Origin of the sequence: Variovorax sp. Root318D1, from assembly GCF_001424835.1 — a bacterium.
Lineage (GTDB): Bacteria > Pseudomonadota > Gammaproteobacteria > Burkholderiales > Burkholderiaceae_C > Variovorax.
This window is the reverse complement of the sequence record NZ_LMCQ01000009.1, coordinates 59,178-80,986: the sequence shown is the minus strand read 5'-3', so window position 1 is coordinate 80,986 and position 21,809 is coordinate 59,178. Positions and strand designations below refer to the sequence as shown.

22 protein-coding genes are annotated in these 21,809 nt (G+C 64.6%); 16 read left to right on the top strand and 6 right to left on the bottom strand.

The window, feature by feature from the left end; translation table 11 throughout:
• The 6 genes from ASC78_RS09655 to ASC78_RS09630 form a co-directional block, all read right to left on the bottom strand.
• Positions 1-188, bottom strand: a 188-nt coding sequence (locus ASC78_RS09655; protein WP_157634421.1) for an aldehyde dehydrogenase family protein, incomplete at its 3' end; no start/stop codon positions are given.
• An 86-nt stretch (positions 189-274) separates the two neighbouring features.
• Positions 275-1,633, bottom strand: a complete 1,359-nt coding sequence (gene gudD / locus ASC78_RS09650; protein ID WP_055799930.1) for a glucarate dehydratase — start codon at positions 1,631-1,633, stop codon at positions 275-277.
• 28 nt (positions 1,634-1,661) lie between these two features.
• The gene (locus ASC78_RS09645; protein WP_055799927.1) at positions 1,662-2,114 is read right to left on the bottom strand and encodes a nuclear transport factor 2 family protein; all 453 of its coding nucleotides are present in this window, start codon (positions 2,112-2,114) and stop codon (positions 1,662-1,664) included.
• A gap of 41 nt (positions 2,115-2,155) precedes the next feature.
• On the bottom strand, positions 2,156-3,067 hold the full coding sequence (kdgD, locus tag ASC78_RS09640; protein WP_055799924.1) for a 5-dehydro-4-deoxyglucarate dehydratase: 912 nt from the start codon (positions 3,065-3,067) through the stop codon (positions 2,156-2,158).
• A gap of 100 nt (positions 3,068-3,167) precedes the next feature.
• The gene (locus tag ASC78_RS09635; RefSeq protein WP_157634420.1) at positions 3,168-4,142 is read right to left on the bottom strand and encodes a Bug family tripartite tricarboxylate transporter substrate binding protein; all 975 of its coding nucleotides are present in this window, start codon (positions 4,140-4,142) and stop codon (positions 3,168-3,170) included.
• An 80-nt stretch (positions 4,143-4,222) separates the two neighbouring features.
• On the bottom strand, positions 4,223-5,038 hold the full coding sequence (locus ASC78_RS09630; RefSeq protein ID WP_055799918.1) for a FadR/GntR family transcriptional regulator: 816 nt from the start codon (positions 5,036-5,038) through the stop codon (positions 4,223-4,225).
• 179 nt (positions 5,039-5,217) lie between these two features.
• Here ASC78_RS09630 and ASC78_RS09625 point away from each other — a divergent pair, with 179 nt between their 5' ends.
• From ASC78_RS09625 to dnaJ, 16 genes are all read left to right on the top strand, one after another.
• The gene (locus ASC78_RS09625; RefSeq protein WP_055799914.1) at positions 5,218-6,048 is read left to right on the top strand and encodes an NAD-dependent epimerase/dehydratase family protein; all 831 of its coding nucleotides are present in this window, start codon (positions 5,218-5,220) and stop codon (positions 6,046-6,048) included.
• Positions 6,049-6,056: 8 nt separating this feature from the next.
• Complete coding sequence (locus ASC78_RS09620; protein WP_055799950.1) at positions 6,057-6,956, top strand: SMP-30/gluconolactonase/LRE family protein; 900 nt, start codon at positions 6,057-6,059, stop codon at positions 6,954-6,956.
• A gap of 35 nt (positions 6,957-6,991) precedes the next feature.
• Positions 6,992-7,960 (top strand): TRAP transporter substrate-binding protein, encoded by a 969-nt coding sequence (locus ASC78_RS09615; protein ID WP_055799911.1) that lies wholly within the window; start codon positions 6,992-6,994, stop codon positions 7,958-7,960.
• Between the two features lie 200 nt (positions 7,961-8,160).
• Complete coding sequence (locus ASC78_RS09610) at positions 8,161-8,607, top strand: TRAP transporter small permease (RefSeq protein WP_235505039.1); 447 nt, start codon at positions 8,161-8,163, stop codon at positions 8,605-8,607.
• The gene (locus tag ASC78_RS09605; protein WP_055799905.1) at positions 8,598-9,896 is read left to right on the top strand and encodes a TRAP transporter large permease; all 1,299 of its coding nucleotides are present in this window, start codon (positions 8,598-8,600) and stop codon (positions 9,894-9,896) included. The genes ASC78_RS09610 and ASC78_RS09605 overlap by 10 nt, the downstream gene beginning before the upstream one ends.
• Before the next feature lie 32 nt (positions 9,897-9,928).
• Positions 9,929-11,536: a galactarate dehydratase gene (gene garD, locus ASC78_RS09600; protein ID WP_055799903.1), complete on the top strand. Its 1,608-nt coding sequence runs from the start codon at positions 9,929-9,931 to the stop codon at positions 11,534-11,536.
• A gap of 31 nt (positions 11,537-11,567) precedes the next feature.
• Positions 11,568-12,329, top strand: a complete 762-nt coding sequence (locus ASC78_RS09595) for an SDR family NAD(P)-dependent oxidoreductase (RefSeq protein ID WP_055799899.1) — start codon at positions 11,568-11,570, stop codon at positions 12,327-12,329.
• Positions 12,330-12,397: 68 nt separating this feature from the next.
• Complete coding sequence (locus ASC78_RS09590) at positions 12,398-13,384, top strand: Bug family tripartite tricarboxylate transporter substrate binding protein (protein ID WP_055799896.1); 987 nt, start codon at positions 12,398-12,400, stop codon at positions 13,382-13,384.
• 14 nt (positions 13,385-13,398) lie between these two features.
• Complete coding sequence (locus ASC78_RS09585) at positions 13,399-14,511, top strand: lactonase family protein (RefSeq protein WP_443082711.1); 1,113 nt, start codon at positions 13,399-13,401, stop codon at positions 14,509-14,511.
• Between the two features lie 35 nt (positions 14,512-14,546).
• A complete protein-coding gene (locus tag ASC78_RS09580) occupies positions 14,547-15,539 on the top strand; it encodes a Bug family tripartite tricarboxylate transporter substrate binding protein (protein ID WP_055799946.1) in 993 nt (330 codons plus the stop codon).
• A gap of 141 nt (positions 15,540-15,680) precedes the next feature.
• A complete protein-coding gene (gene asd, locus ASC78_RS09575; RefSeq protein ID WP_055799890.1) occupies positions 15,681-16,532 on the top strand; it encodes an archaetidylserine decarboxylase in 852 nt (283 codons plus the stop codon).
• A gap of 177 nt (positions 16,533-16,709) precedes the next feature.
• Entirely contained in the window at positions 16,710-17,174 is a 465-nt protein-coding gene (locus ASC78_RS26975; RefSeq protein WP_082517487.1) for a winged helix-turn-helix transcriptional regulator, read from the top strand.
• Between the two features lie 99 nt (positions 17,175-17,273).
• Complete coding sequence (locus ASC78_RS09570) at positions 17,274-17,624, top strand: FKBP-type peptidyl-prolyl cis-trans isomerase (RefSeq protein WP_012746856.1); 351 nt, start codon at positions 17,274-17,276, stop codon at positions 17,622-17,624.
• Between the two features lie 169 nt (positions 17,625-17,793).
• Complete coding sequence (gene grpE, locus ASC78_RS09565; protein ID WP_082517486.1) at positions 17,794-18,369, top strand: nucleotide exchange factor GrpE; 576 nt, start codon at positions 17,794-17,796, stop codon at positions 18,367-18,369.
• A 115-nt stretch (positions 18,370-18,484) separates the two neighbouring features.
• On the top strand, positions 18,485-20,428 hold the full coding sequence (gene dnaK, locus ASC78_RS09560) for a molecular chaperone DnaK (RefSeq protein WP_055799886.1): 1,944 nt from the start codon (positions 18,485-18,487) through the stop codon (positions 20,426-20,428).
• Between the two features lie 97 nt (positions 20,429-20,525).
• On the top strand, positions 20,526-21,662 hold the full coding sequence (gene dnaJ, locus ASC78_RS09555) for a molecular chaperone DnaJ (RefSeq protein ID WP_055799884.1): 1,137 nt from the start codon (positions 20,526-20,528) through the stop codon (positions 21,660-21,662).
• The last annotated feature ends 147 nt before the right edge of the window (positions 21,663-21,809 follow it).

Genomic DNA, 21,809 nt, shown 5'->3' with positions numbered 1-21,809 from the left:
GCCTGGATGCTGCCGGTGGCCCAGGCGGGGAAGGCGGCGGTGGCGGCGGCCACGGCGGCCTCGACATCGGCGGCGCTGCCCTGGGCGTACTGGCCCAGCACGTCGGTGAGGTTGCTGGGGTTCAGGTTGGGGCTGTAGCTGGCGCCGGCGCGCCATTCGCCGTTGATCAGGTTGTCGAAGTTTTGCATTGAGATTTCCTTGCTGCTCGATGGAAAGAAAGAAGCCGGAGCACTGCGTGTCCGGCTGCGGAAAATCGAAAACGGAGACTAAACCTTCAACGAACCATGCAGGGTTTCTTGTTGTCGAAAGTCCACCCCGGGATCAGGTATTGCATTGCCTGCGCGTCGTTGCGTGCACCGAGGCCGTGCTTCAGGTACAGCTGGTGCGCCTTCTCGACCTCGTCCATGTCGAGCTCCACACCCAACCCGCCGCGCGTCGGCACCTTCACGAAGCCGCCTTCGATCTGCAGCGGTGCCTTCGTCAGGCGCTGGCCGTCCTGCCAGATCCAATGCGTGTCGATGGCCGTGACCTTGCCCGGCGCCGCTGCCGCCACGTGCGTGAACATGGCAAGCGACACATCGAAGTGGTTGTTGGAATGCGAGCCCCAGGTCAGGCCCCAAGCCTGGCACAGCTGCGCCACGCGCACCGAGCCCTGCATGGTCCAGAAATGCGGGTCGGCCAGCGGAATGTCGACCGACTGCAGCGACAGGCTGTGCACCATCTCGCGCCAATCGGTGGCGACCATGTTGGTGGCGGTGGGCAGGCCGGTCGCACGGCGGAACTCGGCCATCACTTCGCGGCCCGAGAACACGCCTTCGGCGCCGCAGGGGTCTTCGGCATACGCCATGACGCCGTGCAGGTCGCGGCAGAGGCGAATCGCGTCCTGCAGCAGCCAGCCGCCGTTCGGATCGAGCGTGACGCGCGCGTTCGGAAAGCGCTCGTGCAGCGCACGGATGGCCTCGACTTCTTCCTCGCCGCGCAACACGCCGCCCTTGAGCTTGAAATCGGTAAAACCGTAGCGCGCATGCGTGGCCTCGGCCAGGCGCACGATGGCTTCGGGTGTCATCGCTTCTTCATGGCGAAGGCGGAACCAGTCGTTGTCGGCGCCGGGATCGGTCTCGTACGGCAGGTCGGTCTTGGTGCGATCGCCTACGTAGAACAGGTAGCCGAGCATCTGCACGGCATCGCGCTGCTGGCCTTCGCCGAGCAATGCCGCCACCGGCACTTCGAGGTGCTGGCCCAGCAGGTCGAGCAGCGCCGCCTCGACGGCGGTGACTGCATGGATGGTCACGCGCAGGTCGAAGGTCTGCTGCCCGCGGCCGCCGCTGTCGCGGTTGGCGAACGCATTGCGCATGCTGTTGAGCACCGCGTTGTGCTTGCCGAGGGGCTGGCCCACGATGAGGTCGCGTGCATCCTCGAGGGTCTGACGGATCTTCTCGCCGCCCGGCACTTCGCCGACGCCGGTGTGGCCCGCGCTGTCGGTCAGGATCAGCAGGTTGCGCGTGAAGAACGGGCCGTGCGCGCCGCTCAGGTTCATCAGCATGCTGTCGTGGCCTGCGACAGGCACAACGCGCATGCCGGTGACCACGGGCGCGCCGGAGATGGAAGAAGTAGAGGCGGATGAAGTTGTCATTTGCGCGAACTCTGGGGAAATGCAGTGCTTAGATTCTCACGGCCTGGCGGGCCAGCAGCTTCCAGTCGCCGCCCTGCTTCTGCCAGATGCCGAGGATCTTCAGCGCCACCTTGCCGGGCTTGCCCGAATCGAGCGTGTCGGCCGCGAGCGTGTGGCGCACGATGGCCGTCTGGCTGTCGACCACCTTGACGGTCTGGTCGGTGATCGTGATGGCCACGAAGTCCGACTTGCCGGCGACCAGGTCACCGATGAAGCTGGCCTTGGTGTCGACCCTGCCGCCCGAATGACCGTAGCTCAGGTCCTCGGCCACCAGCGCGCCGAGCGCGCCGGGCGTCGGGTCGATCATCGCGATGCGCAGCCGCTCGGCCGCCGCGGCCACCGCCGGTTCGGCCGAGGCACCGCCACCGCCGACCGGCACCATGGCGCAGCCCGTGAACAAAGCGACCGAAGCCGCGATGAGAAGAAGCTTTTTCATGAGCATGTGGTGTTGTCTCCGTTGTTGTTGTTTGTGGATCGTTCCGCTTACTGCGGGCCGAGCGCGTCGATCAGCGCCTTAAGCTTTTCCATCTCTGCGGGCTTCAGGTCGGTGAGTGGCGCGCGTACTGGGCCGGCGTCGTGGCCGACGATCTTGGCGCCGGCCTTGACGATGCTCACCGCATAGCCAGGCGTGAGGTTGCGCAGTTCGAGGTAAGGCATGAAGAAGTTCTTCAGCAGGCGATGCTGGGTGGCCATGTCGTCGTCGCGCACGGCTTCGTAGAACTGCACCGCGGTCTTCGGAATGAAGTTGAAGACGGCCGACGAATACACCGGCGTGCCCATGGCCTTGTAGGCCGCGGCATACACCTCGGCCGTGGGCAAACCGCCCAGGTAGGCAAAGCGATCGCCCATCTTCTGGTAGATGGCGACCATGGCTTCGATGTCGCCGATGCCGTCCTTGAAACCGACGAGGTTGGGGTTGCGCTCGGCCAAGCCGGCGAGCGTGTCGGGCTTGAGGCGGCTGGAGGCGCGGTTGTAGACGATGACGCCAAACTTCACGCTCTTGCACACCGCTTCGACGTGCGCGGCCAGGCCTTCCTGGCCGGCTTCGGTCAGGTAGTGCGGCAGCAGCAGGATGCCGTGCGCGCCGGCCTTCTCGGCCGCTTGCGCGCACTGGATGGCAAAGCGCGTCGGTCCGCCGGCGCCGGCAATGATCGGCACCACGCCGCGGCAGGTGTCGACCGCGGTCTTGATGATGCCGGGGTACTCGTCGCCCGTCAGCGAGAAGAACTCACCCGTGCCGCCGGCCGCGAACAGCGCGCTTGCGCCGTAGGGAGCAAGCCACTCGAGACGCTTCTCGTAGCTGCTCTTGTTGAAGTCTCCGTTCGCGTCGAAGTCGGTCAACGGGAACGAGAGCAGGCCGGAGCCCATGATGGATTTAAGTTCTTGAGGGTTCATCGAGACACCAATGACAAGTGAGTTGAAGAAAGAAATGAATTGATTCGTGGGCTACCGGGGAAGGCGCGCGCGACCGAAGTGCGCGCAGACTGGGCGAAGCCTAGTCCAGCTTGATGCCGGCGTCTGCAACCACCTTGGCCCAGCGCGTGCGTTCCTTGCCGAAGAATTGCTCTTCCTCGGCCGGCGCCATGGTCACGACCTCTGCGCCCTGCCCTGCAAGGCGCGAACGGATATCGGCCGAGCGGATGACGGTGATCAGTTCCTTGTTGAGGCGCTGCACGATGGCGTCGGGCGTGCCCTTGGCAACCCGCACGCCTTGCCAGGTGCCCGACTCGAAACCGGCCACGCCTTGCTCCGCGATGGTCGGCACCTCGCCGATCAGCGGCATGCGCGTCGACTTCGAAACGCCGAGCACCTTGAGCTTGCCGCTTTGCACGTGCGGCAAGGTGGCCAGCATGCCGTTCATGAGGATCTGGGTCTGGCCGGCGACCGTGTCCTGCACCGCCTGAACACCGCCCTTGTAGGGCACGTATTGCCAGCGCGCACCGCTGGCGCGCTCGAGCGCGACGCCGGCAAGGTGCGGCGCGCTGCCGGTGGCGGTCACTGCGAAGTTGATGTCCGACTTCTTCGACAGCGCGATCAATTCCTTGAGGCTGTTGGCCTGGACCGACGGGTGCACCACGAGCAAGTGCGGCGAATAGGCCAGCATGGTCACGCCGCGCAGGTCCTTGGAAGGATCGAAAGGCAGCCGCGTGTAGACCGAGGGACTGATGGCCAGCGCACCGACGTCGCACAGCAGCAGCGTGTAGCCATCGGGCTTGGACTTGGCGACGAAATCGGCACCGAGATTGCCGTTGGCGCCGGGCTTGTTCTCGACGATGACCGGCTGGCCGAGCGCTTCCGACAGCGGCTGGCTGATGGAGCGGGCAATGATGTCGGACGAACCGCCCGGCGGGTACGGCACCACAATTCGCAACGGTTTGGTGGGCCACGCGTCGGCCGCATGCACACCACCGGCTGCGAGGACGCCGCCGCCCAGGGCGCCAAGCATCAGGTCACGTCTTTTCAAGCTCATTCAGGTCTCCTGCTGGGTTGTGTTGTCAGTCATCGTACAACTACGAATGACGCTTGTCCAGCGTTTGCTCGAATTTTTGCTCAGGAAGTGGCTGGCGGCGTGGTGGCCGCAGCCTGCTGCGCCGCTTCCTGCGCCACGCGCAGCCGCTCGCGGCTGTTGGTCAGGTGGATGCGCATGGCCGCGCGGGCCGACTCTGGATCGCGGCGCGCAATGGCTGCATAGATCTCTTCGTGCTCGCGGTTCACGCGGCTCAGGTACTCGCCGCGCCGATCGTAGTTGCGAATGGCAGTGATGCGCGTGCGCGGAATGATCGTGGTGCCCAGGTGGCTCATGATGTCCGCGAAATACGGGTTGCCCGTGGCTTGCGCGATCTGCAGGTGAAAGCGGAAATCGGGCGCCACCGTGTCCCCCGCCACTGCCACGTTGCGCTCGAAATCGTCGAGCGCCTGTCGCATGGCAAGCAGGTGCTCTTCGGTGCGGCGCGTGGCCGCGAGGCCCGCGGATTCCGTCTCCAGGCTGATGCGGAGCTCGAGCACCGCCAGCACATCTACCGAGGTGGCGATGTCGGCGGAGTCGAGCCGGAACATGCCTGCTGCGCGCGGCTGCAGCACGAAGGTGCCGACGCCATGGTGCGTTTCCACCAGTCCTGCGGCCTGCAGCTTCGACAGCGCCTCGCGCACCACCGTTCGGCTCACGCCAAAGGTCTTCATGATGGCCGACTCAGTGGGCAGCTTGTCGCCCGGGCGCAGGGACTGGCTGCGAATCTTCTCGCCCAGATCCTCCACCAGCCCATGGGCCAGCCCGCGCGGGCGCGGGCGCCCGACGAAGGAGGCGCCGGCAACGGCGTCAGCCGCTGCATCTGAAATTGAGGGATTACCCGTAGCCGTTTGGACCATGGTCACGATAATAATCTCCTATTAGTTGTACGACAACAGATAACTCATCACTGAGCGTCTTGGCGCCGTTCCGTTCATTGATTTGGTTTCTGAACTGACCCAACCGCCGGATTGTCCGGCCCGCCTAGTCGGTGATTGCGCCATCGCCCCCTGGAAATCAACCTTTTTCACAAGCCAACATGTCGACGTCCCCACAAGCCTCGAACAACAAGCTGCGCCGGATTCTGCTGACCGGTGCAGCCGGCGGCCTGGGCAAGGTCCTGCGCGAACGCCTGCGCCCCTTTGCCGAGATCCTGCGCCTTTCCGACATTGCCGCGATCGCGCCTTCCGAGGGTGCGCACGAGGAGGTGGTGCCCTGCGACCTCTCGGACAAGGCGGCGGTCCATGCGCTGATCGAGGGCTGCGACGCCATCGTGCACCTTGGCGGCGTCTCGGTCGAGCGGCCGTTCGAGGAGATCCTGGAGGCCAACATCAAGGGCGTGTTCAACGTCTACGAAGCCGCCCGCCGGCACGGCGTGAAGCGCGTGGTGTTCGCGAGCTCGAATCACGTGATCGGTTTTCACAAACAGAGCGAACGGCTCGACGCCAGCGCGCAGCGCCGGCCGGACGGCTACTACGGTCTGTCGAAATCGTTCGGCGAAGACGTCGCGCAGTTCTACTTCGACCGCTACGGCATCGAGACCGTGAGCATCCGCATCGGCTCGTCGTTCCCGGAGCCGCTCAACCGCCGGATGATGAGCACCTGGCTCAGCTACCGCGACCTCACCTCGCTGATAGAGAAGTCGATTTTCACGCCCGGCGTGAAGCACACGATCGTCTACGGCATGTCCGCCAACCGCGATGTCTGGTGGGACAACAGCGCGGCGGCGCCCCTGGGCTTCGTGCCGCAAGACACCTCCGAGGTGTTCCGCGACAAGGTGGAGGCCCAGCCTCCCGTGGCGCCGACCGACCCCAATGCCATCTACCAGGGCGGCGCGTTCACGGCGCAGGGCCCGTTCGGCGACCAATGACGTCCAGCATGCAGGCCGAACTCGTTCTCGATGCGCGATGCGCCACCGGCGAAAGCCCGGTCTGGCGCGCCGATGAGCAGGCCCTCTACTGGGTAGACATTCCGGCGAAACAACTGCACCGCTGGCACGCCGCGACCGAAGCGCACGTCTGCTGGACTGGTGACGAGATGCTGGCCTGCATCGCACCGCGTGCCGGCCATCCAGGCGAGTGGATTGCCGGCATGGAAAGCGGGCTGTTCGCCATTGCCACGCGCGCCGACGGCACGCTCGCCGCGAGCCCCGTAGCCAGCGCCGTCCATCCCGAACGCGGCATGCGCTTCAACGATGGCCGCTGCGACCGCCAGGGCCGCTTCTGGGCCGGCACCATGCAGATGGACATGGCGGCAGCCCACGAGGTCGGCCGCGTGTACCGCTACCAGGGCGACGTGAATGCGGAGGTCGCGCTGCGCGCCCAGTTCGAGCACCTGATCGTTCCGAACGGCCTCGCCTTCAGCCCCGACGGCAAGACCATGTACCTCTCGGATTCGCATCCGCTGGTTCAAACCATCTGGGCTTTCGACTACGACACCGATACCGGCACGCCGCATAGCCGCCGCGTATTCGTCGACATGAAGCCGCTGCCGGGTCGCCCCGACGGCGCCGCCGTCGACGCCGACGGTTGCTACTGGATCTGCGGCAATGACGCCGGGCTCGTTCACCGCTTCACTCCCGAGGGACGCCTCGACCGCTCCCTTGCCGTGCCGGTGAAGAAGCCCGCGATGTGCGCCTTTGGCGGCCCAGAGCTCGACACGCTCTACGTGACATCGATCCGCCCCGGTGGCGACCTGTCCGATCAACCGCTGGCGGGCGGCGTTTTTGCGCTGCGCCCGGGCATCAAGGGGCTTGCAGAACCCGAATGCCGTTTCTGATTGTTTTTTAACCACCAACCCCAAGAGGAAGACAAATGAAATACACCCGCCACCTCATCGCCCTGGCCGTAGGCGCCTTGGCCATGGCAGCGAATGCGGTCGAGTTCCGTTCGGCCGACGTGCACAACAGCGACGACTACCCCACCGTCGCAGCGGTCAAGCACATGAGCGAGCTGCTCGACAAGCGCAGCAACGGCAAGTACAAGATCAAGGTGTTCAACAAGAGCGCACTGGGCAGCGAGAAGGAGACGCTCGACCAGGTCAAGATCGGCGCGCTCGAGATGAACCGCGTCAACATCAGCGCGCTGAATTCGATCTGCCCCAAGACGCTGGTGCCGACGATGCCTTTCCTGTTCGACTCGATCGCGCACATGCGCAAGTCGCTCGACGGCCCCATCGGCGAAGAAATCCTGAAGGGCTGCGAGCACGAAGGCCTGGTCGGCCTCGCCTTCTACGACAGCGGCGCGCGTTCGATCTACGCCAAGAAGCCGGTGAAGACGCTCGCAGATGCGAAGGGCCTCAAGATCCGCGTGCAGCAGTCCGACCTTTGGGTCGCGTTGGTCAGCGCCATGGGCGCGAACGCGACGCCGATGCCGACCGGCGAGGTTTTCACCGCACTCAAGACCGGTCTCATCGACGCGGCGGAAAACAACATTCCCTCGTACGACGGCTTCAAGCACTACGAAGCAGTGAAGTTTTATTCGCGCACCGAACATTCCATGGCGCCTGAAATGCTGGTGATGTCCAAGGCCATCTACGACAAGTTGCCCAAGGCCGACCAGGACCTGTTCCGCGCCACGGCCAAGGAATCGGTCGCGTTCCAGCGCAAGAAGTGGGACGAGCAGGAAGCCAAGTCGCTCGAAGTCGTGACCAAGGGTGGCGCCCAGATCGTGGCCGACGTGGACAAGGCCTCGTTCCGCTCGGCAATGACGCCGGTCTACACGAAGTTCATCTCGACGCCTGACCTGCAGCGCCTGGTCAAGGCCGTGCAAGACAACAAGTAGCGCGCCCCGGCCCTTCCCGTTCTTCGGGGAGGGCCCCATCCATATTCAGGGAAATTCCCATGACACTGACCGTTCCCGCGGTAGACACGATGGCGACCGGTGTGCCCGTCGAGCTCGAAGACCTGGTCCATCCGAACGGACGCCCTCCGTCCAACCACGCCTATTCGCGCTTCTGTGCGTTCCTCTCCAAGGCCAGCCTGATGCTCGCCGTCGCGATGCTGATCACCATCATCGTGTGCGTTCAGTACCAGGTGGTCGGCCGCTATGTATTCAACGACACGCCCACCTGGGCCGAAGGGCTTGCGCTGCAGCTCGTGCTGTATGTCACGGCGCTTGGCGTTGCCGTCGGCGTGCGGGATGCCGGCCACATCGGGCTCGACTCGCTGGTGGTGCTCCTGCCCGAATCGCTGCGCCTGAAGATCGAGGTACTGATTCATGCGCTGGTTGCGCTCTTCGGCGGAATCATGGCGTGGAGCGGCTGGATCTGGACATCGCTCAAGTGGACCGACATCAAGCCCATGATGGGTGTTCCGGTGGGCCTGGACTATCTGGCGCTCGTGATCGCGGGCCTCCTGATCGTGCTTTTTTCGATTGAACATATCGTCGCCCTGCTGCGCGATGAAGAAGTGGTGCCCGCGTGGAACTGACTGTCCTCTCTCTCGTTTTCCTGGTGCTGCTGGTGCTGGGCGTACCGGTCGCGTTCTCGATCGGCCTGGCCTCTGTCGCGACGGTGCTCTATGCGGGCCTGCCCGTTGCCGTGGTGTTCCAGAAGATGGTCGGCGGCATGCAGATCTTCTCTTTCCTGGCGATTCCGTTCTTCGTGTTTGCCGGCGAACTCATGCTCTATGGCGGCATTGCGCAGCGCATCGTCCGCTTTGCGAACAGCCTGGTGGGCCACGTGCGCGGCGGCCTGGGCATGAGCAACGTGATCGGCTGCACGCTGTTCGGCGGCGTGGCCGGCTCGCCGGTGGCCGACGTCTCGGCCATGGGCTCGGTGATGATTCCGCTCATGAAGAAGGAAGGCTACGACGCCGACTACGCCGTCAACGTGACGACGCACGCGGCCCTGGTGGGCGCGTTGATGCCCACGTCGCACAACCTGATCATCTTCACGCTGGCGACCACCGGCATTGCATCGGTCAGCGTGCTGAGCCTGATTCTGGCGGGCCTCATCCCGGCGCTGCTGCTCACGCTGTGCAACCTGGCCGCAGCCTACTACGTGGCAATCCGCCGCGGCTATCCGATTCGCGGCGCTTTCCCCGGCTGGGGCGAAGTGCTTGCGGCGTTCATCGGCGCGCTGCCGGGCTTGATGATCGTGGCGATCATCCTCGTGGGCATTCTGTCGGGCGTTTTCACCGCGACCGAATCAGCCGCAACGGCTGTGCTGTGGGCATTGGGCGTGACGGTACTCGTCTACCGCTCGCTGAGCCGCAAGGACTTTTTCAAGGCCTGCGCCAAGGCGTGCAAGACGACCGGGGTGGTGCTGCTGCTGATCGGCATCTCTTCGGCGTTCGGCTACTTCATGGCCCTGTACGAAGTGCCGCAGAAGACCGGTGAGCTCATGACCAGCGTCTCGAGCGATCCGTGGGTCATCTTCCTGATGATCAACGTGCTGCTGTTCGTGTTGGGCACCTTCCTGGACATGGCCGCGACCATCCTGATCTGCACGCCCATCTTCCTGCCCATTGCCATGCAGTTCGGCATGAGCCCGGTGCAGTTCGGCATCGTCATGCTGATCAATTGCGCGCTCGGCCTCAACACGCCACCGGTAGGCACCACGCAGTTCATAGGCTGTGCGATCGGAGGGGTATCGGTCGGGCAGGTGATGCGGTCGATCTGGCCGTTCTATGGTGCCCTCCTGATCTGCCTGATGCTCGTGACCTATGTTCCGGCGTTCTCGATGTGGCTGCCGGACCTCGTCAACGCGGTCAAGTGACAGCAAACACAAGCAACGCGGAGTTCGTTTCGATGGCCGACTCATCAGTGTCCCCTTCCCCCGCAGTACGCCCGCCGCACCGCATCCACATGCACGCGGCGGACAACGTCGCCATCGTGGCCAATGACGGCGGCCTGAAGGCCGGCGCAGCGTTTGCCGATGGTCTCGTGCTGGTCGACAACGTGCCGCAAGGCCACAAGGTCTCGCTGACCGACCTGGCCGAAGGCGACGCGGTCGTTCGCTACAACGTGGTCATCGGCTACGCGCTGAAGCCCATTGCGCGCGGCAGCTGGGTGCACGAGCGCCTGCTGCAGATGCCCGCGGCGCGCGAGCTCGAAGGCCTGCCGATCGCCACCGTCAAGCCGCCCGCGCAGCCGCCGCTGGAGGGCTACACCTTCGAGGGATATCGCAACCTTGACGGGTCGGTGGGCACGCGCAACATCCTCGCCATTACGCAGACCGTGCAATGCGTGGCGGGCGTGGTCGATTTTGCGGTGCAGCGCATCAAGGCCGAGCTGCTGCCGAAATACCCCAACGTCGACGACGTGGTGGGCCTCTCGCACAGCTACGGCTGCGGCGTGGCCATCGACGCGCCCGACGCGATCATTCCGATCCGCACGCTGCGCAACATCAGCCTCAACCCGAACTTCGGCGGCGAGGTGATGGTCATCAGCCTGGGTTGCGAAAAACTGCAGCCCGAGCGCCTGCTGCCGCCGGGAAGCATTGCGCTGGTGGATGAACGCAATGTGGCCGACATCGGCGAGACGGCCAATGCCAAGCTCGACGTGGTGTGCCTGCAGGACGACGCGCACGTTGGCTTCATGTCGATGATCGATTCGATCATGCGGCAGGCCGAGGAGCACCTGGAGCGGCTCAATGCGCGCAGGCGCGAGACTGTGCCGGCCAGCGAGCTGGTGGTGGGCGTGCAGTGCGGCGGCAGCGATGCTTTTTCGGGCGTCACGGCCAACCCGGCCGTGGGCTTTTGCACCGACCTGCTGGTGCGGGCCGGCGCCACCGTGATGTTCTCGGAAGTGACCGAGGTGCGCGACGGCATCGACCAGCTCACCTCGCGCGCGACCACGCCCGAGGTGGCCGACGCCATGATCCGCGAGATGGCCTGGTACGACGCCTACCTGGACCGCGGCCGCGTCGACCGCAGTGCCAACACCACGCCGGGCAACAAGAAAGGCGGGCTCTCGAACATCGTCGAAAAGGCCATGGGCTCGATCGTCAAGAGCGGCAGCGCGCCGATCTCCGGCGTGGTCTCCCCGGGCGAGAAGGCGAAGCAAAAGGGCCTGCTCTATGCAGCAACACCCGCCAGCGACTTCATCTGCGGCACGCTGCAGCTGGCCGCCGGCATGAACCTGCATGTGTTCACCACCGGCCGCGGCACGCCTTACGGCCTGGCCGAAGTGCCGGTGATCAAGGTGGCCACGCGCAGCGACCTGGCGCGCCGCTGGCACGACCTGATGGACGTGAACGCAGGCCGCATTGCCGACGGCGACGCCACCATCGAGGACGTGGGCTGGGAGATGTTCCGCCTGATGCTCGACGTGGCCAGCGGCAGAAAGAAGACCTGGGCCGAACAGTGGAAGCTGCACAACGCGCTGGTGCTGTTCAACCCCGCACCAGTGACCTGACTTCATTCGACGACCTCGAAAGGAAACATCCATGGAAGACCTCAAAGGCAAGACAGCGCTCGTCACCGGTGCCAGCACTGGCATCGGCGCGGCCGTGGCCGTTGCGTTCGCGGCGCGCGGCATGCGTGTGGCGGTGCACTACAACAGCTCGGCCGATGCCGCCAATCAGGTCGTCGAGACCATCCGCAAGGCCGGCGGCGACGCCTTTGCGCTGCAGGGCGACGCGCTTGACACCGCCGCCATCCGCGAATGCGTGAAGCAGACGGCCGCGCGGTTCGGCCGCATCGACGTGCTGGTGAACAACGCGGGCAGCCTGGTGAAGCGCGTGCCCATTGCGGAGTTCGACGATGCGCTGTTCGACGAAGTGATGCACATCAACGCGCGCTCCGTGCTCGCGTTTGCGCGCGAGGTGGTGCCGCTGATGCGCACCCATGGCGGCGGCAACATCATCAACGTGACTTCGGTCGCGGCACGCACCGGAGGCGGGCCTGGCGCCTACCTGTACGCGGGCTCCAAAGGTTTCGTGAGCACGGCCACGCACGGACTCGCCCGGGAACTCGTCGGCGACAAGATCCGCGTGAACGCGGTGGCGCCGGGCGTCATCCAGACGCCGTTCCAGGACCGCTTCTCCACGCCCGCAATGCTCGAATCGTTCCGCGCCGGCATCCCCATGGCTCGCCTTGGCACGCCGGATGAATGCGTGGGCGCATTCCTCTACCTGGCCTCCGAGCAGCTTTCGGGCTATGTGACGGGCCAGGTGATCGAAGTGAACGGCGGGCAATACATGCCCTAACGGCAAGACGAATTTCAGCCTTTTCCCGAGGCTTGCGGAATCAAGATCAATAACGGAGACAACAACCAATGAGAAGAAACAGATTCCTGCGCGGCCTGGCCGCCCTTTCCGCGACGGCAGTCCTCTCGCTCGGCTACGCGGCGCTGGCCACGGCCCAGAGCAACAGCAGCAACTTTCCGAACCACGCCATCGAGCTGCTGGTGCCCTACCAGCCGGGCGGCGGCACGGACGGCCTGGCGCGCGCATTCTCCGAAGCGAGCCGCAAGCACATTTCGCAGAGCATCGTGATCGTCAACCGGCCCGGCGCGGGCGGCGCCATCGGCTGGACCGAGGTGATCAACGCCCGGCCGGACGGCTACAAGCTCGCGGTGCTGACGGTGGAGCTGCTCACGCTGCCGCACCTGGGCCTGGCCAAGTTCAACTACGACGACTTCCAGCCGATTGCGCAGCTCAACGCCGACCCGGCCGCCATCACCGTCAAGGCGGACGCGCCCTGGAACACCATCGAGGAGTTCCTGGCCGCGGCAAAGAAGTCGCCTGAAAGCGTTCGCGTGGGCAACTCGGGCAACGGCTCCATCTGGCACCTGGCCGCGGCCGCGCTCGAAGACAAGACCGGCACCAAGTTCGGCCACATCCCTTTCCCGGGTGCGGCGCCCGCGGTGCTGGCCCTCTTGGGCGGACACATCGAGGCGGTGGCCGTAAGCCCTGCCGAAGTCACGACGCACGTGCAGTCCGGCAAGCTCAAGGTGCTGATGGTCATGGCCGACAAGCGCGTGAAGGGCTTCGACAAGGTACCCACCGCCAAGGAGCGCGGCATCGACCTCTCGATCGGCACCTGGCGCGGTCTTGGCGCGCCCAAAAACACACCACCCGAAGTCATGGCAAAGCTGCGCGAGATCACGGCCAAGACGGCGGCCGAGCCGCTCATGCATGAAGTGATGGACAAGCAGAACCTCGGCTATGTCTACACCGACGGCGCGGTGTTCAAGGAAACGCTGGCCAAGGACAACGCGTACTTCAAGGCGCTGATCGCCAAACTCAACATCAAGCCATGAACCGGCACACTCCCATGCTTCACGCAATTCGTGTCTCTTTGCGCACCCGCTTGCCGGGGGCGATGGTTCGGAGTACGGCCGCGCTGCTGTCCATGGCCGCCATCGGCCATGCCTCGGCGGCCACCTGGGTCTACGTGTCCAACGCGGACAGCCAGGAGATTTCGGTGCTCGAACTGGACCGCGGCCAAGGCGTGCTCAAGCCGGTGCAGACGCTCAACGTCGGCGGCACGGTCATGCCGATGGCGGTGAGCCACGACAAGCGCGTGCTTTACGCCGCGCTGCGTTCTCAGCCGTTTCGCGTGGTGTCGCTGTCGATCGATGCCGCCAGCGGCAAGCTGCAGAAGCTCGGCGAGGCGCCACTGGCCGACAGCATGGCCAACATCGACCTCGACGCGAGCGGAAAGTGGCTCTTTGCCGCCTCCTACCAGGGCGGCAAGATCTCGGTCAACGCCATCGGCAAGGACGGCGCGGCGGGTCCGATCCAGCAACTGGTCCAGACCGCGCCGAATGCACATGCGATCCATGCGGACGCGAGCAATCGGTTCGTGCTGGCCACCAGCCTGGGCGGCGACAACGTGTCGAGCTGGCGCTTCGATGCCGAGAAGGGGCTGCTGTCGGCGAACGATCCGCCGCTGACCCAGGGCGCCTCGAAATCGGGGCCGCGCCACTTCGTATGGGACAAGGCGCAACGACGCGTCTACCTGCTGAACGAACTCGATGCGAGCTTGCACGTGTACGGCTGGGACGCCGCGCGGGGAACGCTCAAGCACGAGCAGAGCACCACCACGCTGCCGCCCGGATTCACCGGCAAGCCCTGGGCAGCCGATCTGCATCTGACACCCGATGGGCGCTTTCTGTATGCCTCGGAGCGCACGTCGAGCACGCTGTCAGCCTTCAGGGTGGATGCATCCACCGGACAGCTGAAGCCGCTCGGCCAAACGCCGACCGAGAAAACGCCGCGCGGCTTTGCCATCGATTCGAGCGGCCGCTACCTGATTGCCGCCGGGCAGGAGTCGCACAGCGTTGCGCTGTACGCCATCGATCCCGCGACTGGCGCACTGGACAAGCCCGCGCGCATCAGCGTGGGCAAGAACCCGAACTGGATCGAAATCGTCGATACACCGTGACGACGAACCGCAACATCATCAAAGGAGACTTCGCCATGCAACGCCGCACACTCATTCGCACCGCCCTCGCCTCTTCGCTCGCCGCGAGCCTGCCCGCATTCGCGCAGGGCACCGGCAATTGGCCCACGGGCAAGGCCATTACCTACCTCGTTCCGTTTCCCGCCGGCGGCACGACCGACGTGCTGGCGCGCCTGATCGGCCAGAAACTCGGCCCGGTACTGGGCACGAGCGTGATCATCGACAACAAGGGCGGCGCCGGCGGCAGCGTGGGATCGGAAATCGGCTCGCGCGCTGCACCGGACGGCTTCACGATCGTGGGCGGCACCATCAGTTCGCACGCGATCAACATCAGCCTGTATCCGAAGCTCGGCTACGACCCGCAGAAGTCGTTTGCGCCCGTCACGCTCATCGGCACCAACCCGCTGGTGCTGGTGGTGAACCAGGCGAGCCCCTACAAGACCTTGAAGGACGTGCTGGAAGCAAGCAAGACCAAGTCGGGCGGACTGTCGTCTGCTTCGGCTGGCACGGGCACCTCACAGCACCTGTCGCTCGAACTGCTGGCGTTCAAGTCGGGCGTCAAGTTCACGCACATTCCCTACAAGGGAAGCGGCCCGGCCATCCAGGACGTGATCGGCGGCCAGGTCGACATGATGTTCGACACCAGCGTGGTGGCCGGCCCGCACGTGCAGAGCGGCAAGCTGCGCGCCATTGCCGTGACCTCGGCCAAGCGCCTGGCCTCGATGCCCGACGTGCCGACGGTTGCGGAGTCGGGCCTTTCGGGTTTGCAGGACTTCGAGGTGCTGTCGTGGCAGGCGATCTTCGTGCCCGCGGGCACGCCCGCGCCCGTCGTCGACAAGCTGCACACCGAGATCCGCAAGATCCTTGCAACGCCCGAGATGCAGGACAAGCTCAAGGGCTTCGGCATGGAACCCGCCGACCTGACCCCGGCCAAGATCGCCGCCTTCCAGAAGTCCGAAGTCGAGAAGTGGGCGCAGGTGATCAAGGCGGCGGGCATCAAGGCCGACTGACGCCGGACGGACAGCCTGCAAGGGGCCCTGCGTGCGAACGAGGGGCCCCGTATACAAGGGAAGCTTCCTACTTCCGGCGCGCGGAGCCCTTTATAGAATGCCCCTCCGATTCGCATTCCAGGCGCTCCACGCCTTTCACACGTGTCCGACCGCTCAGCCGTACTGCATCAATACCTGTTTCCGAAGCAGGCCCTGACGAACTTCGCCGGCTGGGTCGCGGGCAAGGAACGAGGCGCCGTCACCACCTGGATCATTCGGCGTTTCGTGGCCAAGTACGGCGTCGACATGGGCGAGGCGCTCGAGTCGGACATCAACCACTACAAGAGCTTCAACCAGTTCTTCACGCGCGCGCTCAAGCCCGGCGCGCGGCCTCTCGCAAAAGCCGATCTCGTGTGCCCGGTGGACGGGGCCATCAGCCAGTTCGGCCCCATCGACGGCCACCAGATTTTCCAGGCCAAGGGCCACAACTACACGACCACCGCGTTGGTCGGCGGCGATGCGGCGCTCGCACACCAGTTCGCCCACGGCAGCTTCGCAACGCTGTACCTGAGCCCGAAGGACTACCACCGCATTCACATGCCCTGCGAAGGACGGCTGCTGCGCATGATCTACGTGCCCGGCGACCTGTTCTCGGTCAATCCGGCCACGGCGCGGGGCGTGCCCGGCCTTTTCGCGCGCAACGAGCGAGTGGTGTGCGTCTTCGAAACCGCGCGAGGCCCCTTCGTGCTGGTGCTGGTGGGGGCCACCATCGTCGGCAGCATGGAAACCGTGTGGCACGGCGTGGTGAACCCGCCGCGGGGCGGCGAACTGCGCGAGTGGCACTACGACGACCAGCAGATCGTGCTCAAGCAAGGCGAGGAAATGGGCCGGTTCCTGCTCGGGTCCACCGTCGTCATGCTGTTCCCGCCGCCTGCGCTGGTCTTCAATTCGGAATGGTCGCCCACCCGCGCGGTCCGCTTGGGCGAAGCCATGGCCAATTTCGCTAATTTGTGAAGCTTTGTCTCAGGGGCCCCGTGCAGCATGCACGCGTAGCTATAAAACTAGTAGCATCCTGATCCTTGCGCTATAGTCGCCGGCCAATGCCATAGCAGGCCACGAGCCACTAGAACGTGAGGCATCGGCCCTGTTCCAAGGGCCGACGGCCCGACCAGCCCCGAGGAGATGATGTCGATGAGTACCAAGGAAAACGCAGCCGTCAGCCAGCTGCTCGCACTTCTCGAGGCCCGTTACGCAATGAGAGTGCTCTGGGCTTTGCGCGACGGCCACGCCCAGACCTTTCGCCTGTTGCAGGACAGCGTCGGCGGCATCACCCCCAATACGCTCAATACCCGGATCAAGGAATTGCGCGAGGCTGGGCTTGTCAGCCACGGCGGCGACGGCTACAGCCTCACCGTCAGCGGGCAAGACCTGCTCAAGCGGTTGTCGGACCTGCAGGCCTTTGCGGGCAAATGGCAGCTGGGGCAGATCAAGAAGGCTGCGGCGCCCGTAACGCCGCCCCCTCCTTCTTCTTCGACACCGTCTCCCTCATCGCCTTCTCCCGCAGGTCCTTCGCCCTCCCCTGCGGCGCCTTCCTCCTCTTCCTCCTCTTCCCCCTCGACGCCGCCTTCCAGCCCGCCTCTTGACACTGCCAATTGAGGGGCCTGCCGGGCTCGTTCCGGCGCCTCGGTAAACTTCGCGCCTTCGGTTTCCGCTTATCCATCCACATCCATTCCATTGACGCAAGGAGCGTTCAACATGCCTACCACCCCCTCCGGACTGCAATACGAAGACACCACCGTGGGCGACGGCGCTGAAGCCAAGGCCGGCCAGCACGTGCACGTGCACTACACCGGCTGGCTCTACAACGACGGCGTTCAAGGCGCCAAGTTCGATTCGAGCCGCGACCGCAACGACCCGTTCGCGTTCTCGCTGGGCGCCGGCCAGGTCATCAAGGGCTGGGACGAAGGCGTCGCCGGCATGAAGATCGGCGGCAAGCGCACGCTGATCATTCCGGCATCGCTCGGCTATGGCGCACGCGGCGCCGGCGGCGTGATCCCCCCGAACGCCACGCTGAAGTTCGACGTCGAGCTGCTCGACGCGCACTGAAGACTCGCCTCCAGTCTTCGCGCACTTCGTGTCGCGGTGACTGGAAGAAGTCCAGCGCTTTGTTCCCGTTGCGGCTCTTTGAGCCGCATTTTTTCGCTTGAAAAGCCCCTGACCAGCCCCAAGTGGCTGGCTATCGCTTGTTTCCCGGCACACGCCGGTTCTTTGAAAAATGTCTGACCCGCAACAATCCGCACAGAATTCGCAAATGCTGCAAGGCGAGCCAAGCCCCGAAGAACTGGAGGCCGCTCAGGCTGCCAACGAAGCCGAGGCGCAAGACGCCCTGGCCGCGGCCCAAGGTGAACTGGCCGCGCTGCAGACCAAGAATGCCGAATTGGCCGATCAATACCTGCGCGCCCAGGCCGACGTCCAGAATGCCCGCCGCCGCGCGGACGACGAAATCACCAAGGCCCGCAAGTTCGCGGTCGAGGCTTTTGCCGAGAGCCTGCTGCCCGTGACAGACAGCCTGGAAGCCGGCCTGGCCATCAAGGATGCCACCCCCGAGCAGATCCGGGAAGGCGCCGAAGCCACGCTGCGCCAGCTGAAGAGCGCACTCGAGCGCAACAAGGTGATCGAGGTGGCGCCCGCCCCCGGCACCAAGTTCGATCCGCACCAGCACCAGGCCATCTCGGTGGTACCCGCCCCCGAGCAGGAACCCAACACCGTGGTGAGCGTGCTTCAGAAGGGCTACACCATCAACGAGCGCGTGCTGCGCCCAGCGCTGGTCACGGTCAGCGCGCCCAAGTAACCGCGCAACGGTTCACACGATTCCCACAGGAAATCCCCGCTTCATACCTTGAATCGCGCCGGGTTATCCACAAGTTCATAACAACATATTTTTCAGGCTTTCAGGAGTAAAGAACATGGCAAAGATCATCGGCATCGACCTCGGCACCACCAACTCGTGCGTGTCGATCATGGAAGGCAACACCACGCGTGTGATCGAGAACTCGGAAGGTGCGCGCACCACGCCGTCGATCGTGGCTTACCAGGAAGACGGCGAAGTGCTGGTCGGTGCCTCGGCCAAGCGCCAGGCCGTGACCAATCCCCGGAACACGCTGTACGCGATCAAGCGCCTGATCGGCCGCAAGTTCGAAGAGAAAGAAGTCCAGAAGGACATCGACCTGATGCCCTACACCATTGCGAAAGCCGACAACGGCGACGCATGGGTGGAAGTGCGCGGCAAGAAGATCGCGCCCCAGCAGGTCAGCGCCGACATCCTTCGCAAGATGAAGAAGACTGCGGAAGACTATCTCGGCGAACCGGTGACCGAAGCCGTGATCACGGTGCCGGCCTACTTCAACGACGCCCAGCGCCAGGCCACCAAGGATGCCGGCCGCATCGCGGGCTTGGACGTGAAACGCATCATCAACGAGCCCACCGCTGCAGCCCTGGCCTTCGGCCTGGACAAGCAAGACAAGGCCGACCGCAAGATTGCCGTGTATGACCTCGGCGGCGGTACCTTTGACATCTCGATCATCGAAATTGCGGACGTCGACGGCGAGAAGCAGTTCGAAGTGCTGTCGACCAACGGCGACACCTTCCTGGGCGGCGAAGACTTCGACCAGCGCATCATCGACTACATCATTGCCGAGTTCAAGAAGGAACAAGGCGTCGACCTGAGCAAGGACGTGCTCGCGCTGCAGCGCCTGAAGGAAGCCGCTGAAAAGGCCAAGATCGAGCTGTCGAACAGCGCGCAGACCGACATCAACCTGCCTTACATCACGGCCGATGCAACCGGTCCGAAGCACCTGAACATCAAGCTCACGCGCGCCAAGCTCGAGAGCCTGGTCGACGAGCTGGTCGAGCGCACCATTGCGCCCTGCCGCCTGGCCATCAAGGACGCCGGCATCAGCGTGTCCGACATCAACGACGTGATCCTGGTCGGCGGCATGACCCGCATGCCCAAGGTGCAGGAAAAGGTGAAGGCCTTCTTCGGCAAGGAGCCGCGCAAGGACGTGAACCCCGATGAAGCCGTGGCCGTCGGCGCCGCCATCCAGGGCCAGGTGCTTTCGGGCGACCGCAAGGACGTGCTGCTGCTCGACGTGACCCCTCTGTCGCTGGGCATCGAGACCATGGGCGGCGTGATGACCAAGATGATCACGAAGAACACCACGATCCCGACGAAGTTCGCGCAGACCTTCTCCACCGCCGAAGACAACCAGCCGGCCGTGACCATCAAGGTGTTCCAGGGCGAACGCGACATTGCCTCGGGCAACAAGCTGCTGGGCGAGTTCAATCTCGAGGGTATTCCGCCGGCATCGCGCGGCACGCCGCAGATCGAGGTGAGCTTCGACATCGACGCCAACGGCATCCTGCACGTGGGCGCGAAGGACAAGGGCACGGGCAAGGAAAACAAGATCACCATCAAGGCGAACTCCGGCCTCTCCGAGGAAGAGATCCAGAAGATGGTGAAGGACGCCGAGCTCAACGCGGCCGACGACAAGAAGAAGCTCGAGATCGTGCAGGCCCGCAACCAGGGCGAAGCCATGGTCCACAGCGTGAAGAAGTCGCTCGGCGAACACGGTGCGAGCCTGGACGCCGGCGAGAAGGAAAAGATCGAAGCCGCGATCAAGGACCTGGAAGAAGCCCTCAAGGGCGAGGACAAGGCCTCGATCGAGGAAAAGACCAACACGCTGATGACGGCAAGCCAGAAGCTCGGCGAAAAGATGTATGCCGACGCGCAGGCCGCGGCAGGCGCCGCCGGCGGCCCGGGTGCCTCGGCTGGTGCTGGCCCGGAAGCTGCAAGTGCTCCGGCTGACGACAACGTGGTCGACGCCGAAGTCAAGGAAGTCAAGAAAGGCTGATCTTCAGCCCTTCGAACAAGGCTGGATCACCTGATCGGGTGCTCCAGCCTTTCTCGCTTCAAGTTACGGCTTCCCGCCCGCCCCGACCGAATCAGCCATGGCCACAAAACGCGACTACTACGAGACCCTCGGCGTTCCCAAGAACGCGAGCGAGGAGGAAATCAAGAAGGCTTATCGCAAGCTTGCGATGAAGCATCACCCGGACCGCAACCACGGTGACACCAGCAAGGATGCCGAGGCCAAGTTCAAGGAGGTCAAGGAAGCCTACGAAATGCTGTCCGACGGACAGAAGCGCGCGGCTTACGACCAGTACGGCCACGCCGGCGTCGACCCCAACATGCGAGGCGGCCCCGGTGCAGACGGCTTCGGCGGCTTTGCCGAGGCCTTCGGCGACATCTTCGGCGACGTGTTCGGCGGCGGCCGTGGCCGCACCAGCGGCGGCCGCCAGGTATTCCGCGGCAGCGACCTGAGCTATGCCATGGAAGTGACGCTGGAAGAAGCGGCCGAAGGTAAGGAAGCGCAGATCCGCATCCCGAGCTGGGACGACTGCGGCACCTGCCACGGTTCCGGCGCGAAGCCCGGGACCAAGCCCATAACCTGCACAACCTGTCACGGCGCTGGCGCAGTGCAGATGCGCCAGGGCTTCTTCAGCGTGCAACAGACCTGCCCCACCTGCCACGGCAGCGGCAAGATCATTCCCGAGCCCTGCACCGTGTGCCATGGCCAGGGAAAGATCAAGAACAACAAGACGCTCGAAGTCAAGATTCCGGCGGGCATCGACGACGGCATGCGCATTCGCAGCACCGGCAACGGCGAACCCGGCACCAATGGCGGGCCGCCCGGCGACCTGTACATCGAGATCCGCCTTAAGAAGCACGAGCTGTTCGAGCGCGACGGCGACGACTTGCATTGCGTGGTGCCCGTCAGCATGACCACGGCCGCACTGGGCGGCGAGATCAGCGTGCCCACGCTCAAGGGCGCCGCGGCCATCGACATTCCTGACGGCACCCAGAGCGGCAAGCAGTTCCGCCTGCGCGGCAAAGGCATCAAGGGCGTGCGCTCGAGCTACCCGGGCGACCTGTACTGCCACGTGCGGGTCGAAACTCCAGTCAAGCTCACCGAGCACCAGCGCAAGCTGCTGAAGGAGCTCGACGACTCCTTGAAGAAGGGCGGCGACAAGCACAGCCCGACCGACAAGGGCTGGCTCGACAAGGCCAAGGAATTCTTCAGCTGAGAAGAAGCACCTGGATGCGGCAGGCGCACATCGCTGTGCCCCGCTGCATCGTCTACTGCCCGGCGCTCAACAGTGGCCGGCGCACCGATTTTCCAGATTTTTCAAGCAGTTAGAAGCGGCCGCACGGCGAGCCTTCGATGCTGTGCA